We start from the raw sequence: 5,626 nt of genomic DNA, 5'->3' as shown, positions 1-5,626 counted from the left end.
CCGCACCGCCCGCGCACGCGCCCGCCCCACCGGCGCGCCGCGGCGCCTGGACCGGGTCGAGGGACCGGCTGCGCGCTGCCGTGACCACGGAGCCGGGCCGGCTGTGGATCATGGGGACGCTGGTGGCCGCGCTGGTCGTGGCCTTCGGAGCGGTGACCGCCTTCGAGATCGCCGACCGGGCGGACTCCGCCGACGACGTGGTCAACCGCAGCCAGCCGCTCAGCGCTGACGCCGCGAACATCTACCGCTCGCTGGCCGACGCGGACACCGCGGCCGCGAGCGGCTTCCTCGCGGGTTCGGTGGAGCCGGCGGACGTCCACGCACGGTACGACAGCGATATCGCGACCGCGTCCCGGCTGCTGGTGAAAGCCGCTTCGCACACCGACAGTTCGACGGAGTCGGGGCGCCAGATCGCCCAGCTGAACGAGCAACTCCCCCGCTACACAGGGCTGGTGGAGCGCGCCCGGGCCAACAACCGGCAGGGCCTGCCGCTCGGCGGTGCCTATCTGCGGTACGCCAACCAGCAGATGAGCACGGCGCTGCTGCCCGCGGCGGAGAAGCTCTACGAAGCGGAGACGGGCCGGCTGTACGACGACTACGACTCGGCGACGCTCTGGCCGTACCTCGGCACCGCCGTGGGGATCCTGGCCCTGGGCGGCCTCTGCTATGTCCAGCGGCGCAACTATCTGCGGACCAACCGGGTTTTCAACCATGGCCTGCTGGCCGCGTCGGCGGCCTCCGTCGCCGTGCTGCTGTGGCTGGTGGCCGGGCATCTGGTCGCGGCAGCCGATCTGCATACGTCGCGGACGCACGGCCAGGAGTCGCTGAAGGTGCTCAACGACGCGCGGATCAGCTCACTGAAGGCCCGCTCCAACGAGAACCTCACGCTGGTCTCGCGCGGCTCCGTGCTGACCAAGGACGGCAAGCACGACCAGTACGAGTCCGACTACGCGAAGGACATGGCAGCCCTGGTCAGCGGACTCGGCAAGGCGAAGAGCCTGGCGGCGGGCGACAGCGCGGGCAGCGGTCCGGTGGACGCCGCGCGGGCCGACGTGGCCACCTGGAAGCACCGCCATGCCGCGGCACGCCGCACCGACGACAGCGGCGACTACGAGGACGCCCTGACCCAGGTCATCGGCAGGAAGAACTCGACCGGCCAGTCCTTCGACCAGGTGGACAAGGCGCTGGACCAGGCGCTCGGCCATGAGCAGCGGGAGTTCACCCGGGCCGCGTCGGACGGCCGGGGCGCGCTGACCGGGCTCCCGGTGGGCGCGGCGGTGCTGGCCGTGCTGGGCGCGGCGGCCGCGGGACTTGGCATCAGCCGCAGGCTTTCGGAGTACAGATGACCAGGGGCCGGGTGAACGAGGGCCACGTGCGCAAGGGCCGGGTGAGCGAGGGCCAGGTACGCAAGGGCCGGGTGAGCAGGGGCCAGGTGAGGAGGGGCAGCGTGCTGAATCCGAAGGGCGGCAGGCTCCACGGCTGGGGCGGCGTGACGGCGATGGCCGCGGCGTGTGCACTGACAGCGGCCGCCACCATGATTCCACTCGCCCTGAGCGGCGGCTCCGGGGACGGTACGCCGTCGGCCGGGCAGCGGGTGGCCCAGGCAGCCCCGGCCAGGTCCACTCCGGGGAAGGCCGCCCCCGGGAAGGCCGAGAGCTGTACCGACCCGGAGGCGAGCCTCACACCGTCCGGCGCCGACGGGCCCACCATCGACCGGATCAAGAAGGCCGGCCACCTGGTCGTCGGTGTCGACCAGAACAGCTACCGCTGGGGCTACCGCGATCCGGCGAACGACAGGCTGGACGGCTTCGACATCGCTCTCGTCCGGGCCATCGCGAAGAACATCCTGGGCAGCGAGGACAAGGTCACCTACCGCGCCATCCCCACCAACCAGCGGATCGAGGCGCTGCAGGAGAACAAGGTCGACATCGTCGTGCGGACGATGACGATCAACTGCGAGCGGGTCAGGCAAGTCGCGTTCTCCACGGCGTACTTCCAGGCCGGGCAGCAGGTGCTCGCGCCCAAGGGCTCCACGATCACCGGGTACAACGACACGCTCAACGGCAAGAAGGTCTGCACGGCGACGGGCTCGACGGCGTACGACGCGCTGAAGGCCAAGTCGTACGGCGCGGTCTTCGCGGACACTCCCACCGAGCAGCGGACCGTGCCCAACCAGCTGGACTGCCTGGTCAAGCTCCAACTTGGCCTGGTCGACGCGGTGGTCACGGACAACGCCCTGGCCGCGGGCCAGGCGGCGCAGGACCCGGCGGTCGACCTCAAGGGCGGCCCGTTCACCACCGAGTACTACGGCGTGGCGACGAAGCTGGGCAACGACGATCTGGTGCGCCGGATCAATCAGGTGCTCGTCGACTACCGCAGCGGCGGCGCCGAAAGCCCCTGGATGAAGGCGTACCGGAAGTGGCTCTCGGCGGATCTGAAGGGAATAACCGGCCCCCCGGCACCGAAGTACCGGTAGAACAGCACGGCCACGGGCAGAACTTGACACTGTAGGCAGCACAGAACAGCGCGTCGCGGAACGCCGCGGGTACAGAACAGCGCGGTACAGAACGGCGCGGTACAGGACAACAACACCGCACAGACCGGTGGAGCGGAGAGGTGATCGATGGGCGTCGCGGGTTCCGTCCCCAGTCCCGGCGGGCCGGGGAGCGCCCCCGGGCCGGTGATGGACCGGGACGAGGTGGACCGTGCGCTGGCGCGGCTCGTCGCCGAGCACGAGGCCATCGAGACCTCGCTCATCGCCCTGCAGGACCACGCAGGGCGCCGGCTCCTGGAAGGCGCCGAGCTGACCGGGGTCACCAAGGACCGCTGGGCCGGCACCGAGCAGGCGATCACGGTGCTGTGGACGTACTTCGACGCGTACGCGAAGGCGCTGGAAGGGGCCCGCACGCTGCGTTCCCGGCGGCGCTGGCCGGGCCGGGAGGAACTGGCCGAGCTGACCGGCGTACTGCGCGGCCGGGCCGTCACCCTGGCGAGCACCGCAGGCCGGCTCCCGGCCTCTCTCACCGGGCCCGTGGAACTCACCGAGCAGTTCACGCTCGAAGAGCTGGTGAGCCGGATGAACGAGCTGTACGCGCAGTCGCTGGACATGATCGTCGCGGCGGACTCGGTGTGGTCCGCGCTGCCCGCCCGTATCGACCTGCTCGCGGCGGAGCTGGGCCGCACCCGTTCGCTGGCCCACTCGGTCGGCGTACGCCCCGGCGAGCACCCGGCGGGCGACGACCTGGAGTCGATCACGCAGGAGCTGGCCGCGCTGCGCGCCGGGGTGATATCCGACCCGCTGGCCTACTGGGTTGCCACCCAGGGCAGTTCGGCCCCGGGCGGCGGGCGCGCCGACACCGGCCGCTACGACCGGGCCGCGCGCGCCCTGGAGGAGATCCGCCGCGAGATCGACGCGGTGCTCACCGTCCGCCAGGACGCGGAGCAGCGCCTGCTGCGGCTGCGGGACGTGCTGACCCGCGCCGACCGCACGCTCACCGAGGCCAGATCGGCGCGCGGTGAGGTGCTGGCGAAGATCGCCGCGTCCGAGGTGCCGGCCGTGAGCGGTCCTTCGACGGTGCTCCAGGAGCAGCTGCGCACCGCCGCCGAATACCGCAGGCACGCCCAGTGGCACCGGCTCTCGCCTCTGCTGGAATCCCTCGAACAGGAAGCCGACGACGAGCTGCGGCGCGCCCGTGACTCGCTGTCCGCGGTCACCGCGCCGCTCGCCGTCCGCGCGGAGCTGCGGGGCCGGCTGGACGCTTACCGGGCGAAGGTCGCCCGGCACGGAATGGCCGAGGATCCCCTGCTGATCGAGCGGTACGACGCGGCCCGCAGAATGCTGTGGAGCGCGCCGTGCGATCTGCGCGTCGCCGAACAGGCGGTGCTCCGCTATCAGCAGGCCACGGCGGAGGTTCTGGTCCCGAGACAGCCCGGGCCCGCCGACCACAGGGGGAACGCGTGAGGGATGCGGGATGAGCGAACAGCAGGAGTGCCAGCGCCCCGGGTGCGAGGGCAGCTATGAGGACATGGGCGGCGGCGAGCTGTACTGCGACACCTGCGGTCTGGCGCCGGTGGTGTCGCCCAGCGGCCTGGTGAGTTCACCGCCGACCGGAATCGCCGGAGGGGCGCGCGGGAGCAACAGCGCGCGCTCCGGGGGCGCTTCGGTGCGCGGCGGTTCCGGGTCGTCCTCCCGGTCCTCGACATCACCGTCTTCGACGTCCCGGTCCTCGACATCGCGGTCCTCGACGTCACGGTCCTCGACATCGCGGTCCTCGACATCGCGCAGGTCCGTCTCCGGGCGGCTCTCGCGCTCGCTGTCGGGCCAGGGGTCGGCGCGTTCGGTCTCGGTGCGCAGTTCGGGGGCCTCGGCGAGTTCGTCGGGCCGTAACCGGCTGGGCGCCGGTCTGGTGTCGATCCCCGATGTGCCGCGCCCCGATCCGCAGTCCGCGGTGCTGGCCGCCCCTGAGGTACCGGAACGCAAGCGGTTCTGCTCGCGGTCCGACTGCGGCGCCCAGGTGGGCCGTTCGCGCGGTGCACGGCCCGGGCGTACGGAGGGGTTCTGCACCAAGTGCGGCCACCCCTACTCGTTCGTACCGAAGCTGGACACCGGCGATGTCGTGCACGGGCAGTACGAGGTCGTGGGCTGCCTGGCCCACGGCGGTCTCGGCTGGGTCTATCTCGCCGTCGACCGCGCCGTGTCCGACCGCTGGGTGGTGCTCAAGGGCCTGCTGGACACGGGTGACCAGGACGCGATGGCCGCCGCGATCTCGGAGCGGCGCTTCCTCGCCGAGATCGAGCACTCCAACATCGTGCGCATCTACAACTTCGTGGAACACCTCGACCAGCGCACCGGCTCCATGGACGGCTACATCGTCATGGAGTACGTCGGCGGCAAGTCGCTCAAGGAGATCGCCAACGAGCGCCGCGGCCCGTCGGGCAGGCGGGACCCACTGCCGGTCGAGCAGGCATGTGCGTACGGGATCGAGGCCCTGGAGGCACTCGGCCATCTGCACAGCCGCTCGCTGCTGTACTGCGACTTCAAGGTCGACAACGCGATACAGCAGCAGGACCAGCTGAAGCTCATCGACATGGGCGCGGTGCGGCGGATGGGCGATGACGAGTCGGCCATCTACGGCACGGTCGGCTACCAGGCGCCCGAGGTCGCCGAGGTCGGTCCGTCGGTCGCCTCCGACCTGTACACGGTGGCGCGGACCCTCGCCGTCCTGACCTTCGACTTCCAGGGCTACACGAATGTGTTCGCGGACAGCCTCCCCGACCCGGACAACATCGAGGTGTTCCGGCGGTACGAGTCGTTCTACCGGCTGCTCGTCCGGGCGACCGACCCGGACCCGGCCCGCAGGTTCGCGTCGGCCGCCGAGATGGCGGAGCAGCTCACCGGGGTACTGCGGGAGGTCGTCGCCGTCCAGACGGGCCGGCCTCGGCCGTCGCTCTCGACGCTGTTCGGGCCCGAGGTGCGGGTCACCGACACGGCTCTCTTCGCCGAGCTGACGGGGGACGCCTCGCTGCTCGGCGCACGTGAACTCCCCGCAGGCCGCCGGGGAGCGAGGGCGGTCCTCCCTGCCCAGCGCTCCCCGCGGTCCGCCGGACCAACCGCCGGGCCGCCGGC

General features: G+C 71.6%; 4 protein-coding genes. All 4 read left to right on the top strand.

From position 1 onward, the window contains the following. Positions 1-110: 110 nt before the first annotated feature. Positions 111-1,346 (top strand): hypothetical protein, encoded by a 1,236-nt coding sequence (locus G3I19_RS33985; RefSeq protein WP_239075017.1) that lies wholly within the window; start codon positions 111-113, stop codon positions 1,344-1,346. Positions 1,347-1,498: 152 nt separating this feature from the next. Continuing rightward, on the top strand, positions 1,499-2,476 hold the full coding sequence (locus G3I19_RS33980) for a glutamate ABC transporter substrate-binding protein (protein WP_239075016.1): 978 nt from the start codon (positions 1,499-1,501) through the stop codon (positions 2,474-2,476). A 147-nt stretch (positions 2,477-2,623) separates the two neighbouring features. Next, positions 2,624-3,961, top strand: coding sequence for a hypothetical protein (locus G3I19_RS33975; protein WP_203600948.1), 1,338 nt, complete (start codon positions 2,624-2,626; stop codon positions 3,959-3,961). 10 nt (positions 3,962-3,971) lie between these two features. After that, the coding region (locus G3I19_RS33970; protein ID WP_239075015.1) for a serine/threonine protein kinase at positions 3,972-5,626 on the top strand (1,655 nt) is incomplete at its 3' end.

The sequence above is a fragment of the Streptomyces sp. SID10853 genome, assembly GCF_010548145.1.
Classification (GTDB): Bacteria; Actinomycetota; Actinomycetes; order Streptomycetales; family Streptomycetaceae; genus Streptomyces.
This window is presented reverse-complemented; position numbering and strand designations above follow the sequence as displayed.

Excerpts from the sequence above, each read along its gene's own strand:
- G3I19_RS33985 (WP_239075017.1), top strand. The coding sequence starts at position 111 with ATGGGGACGCTGGTGGCCGCGCTGGTCGTGGCCTTCGGAGCGGTGACC.
- G3I19_RS33980 (WP_239075016.1), top strand. The coding sequence starts at position 1,499 with ATGGCCGCGGCGTGTGCACTGACAGCGGCCGCCACCATGATTCCACTC.
- G3I19_RS33975 (WP_203600948.1), top strand. The coding sequence starts at position 2,624 with ATGGGCGTCGCGGGTTCCGTCCCCAGTCCCGGCGGGCCGGGGAGCGCC.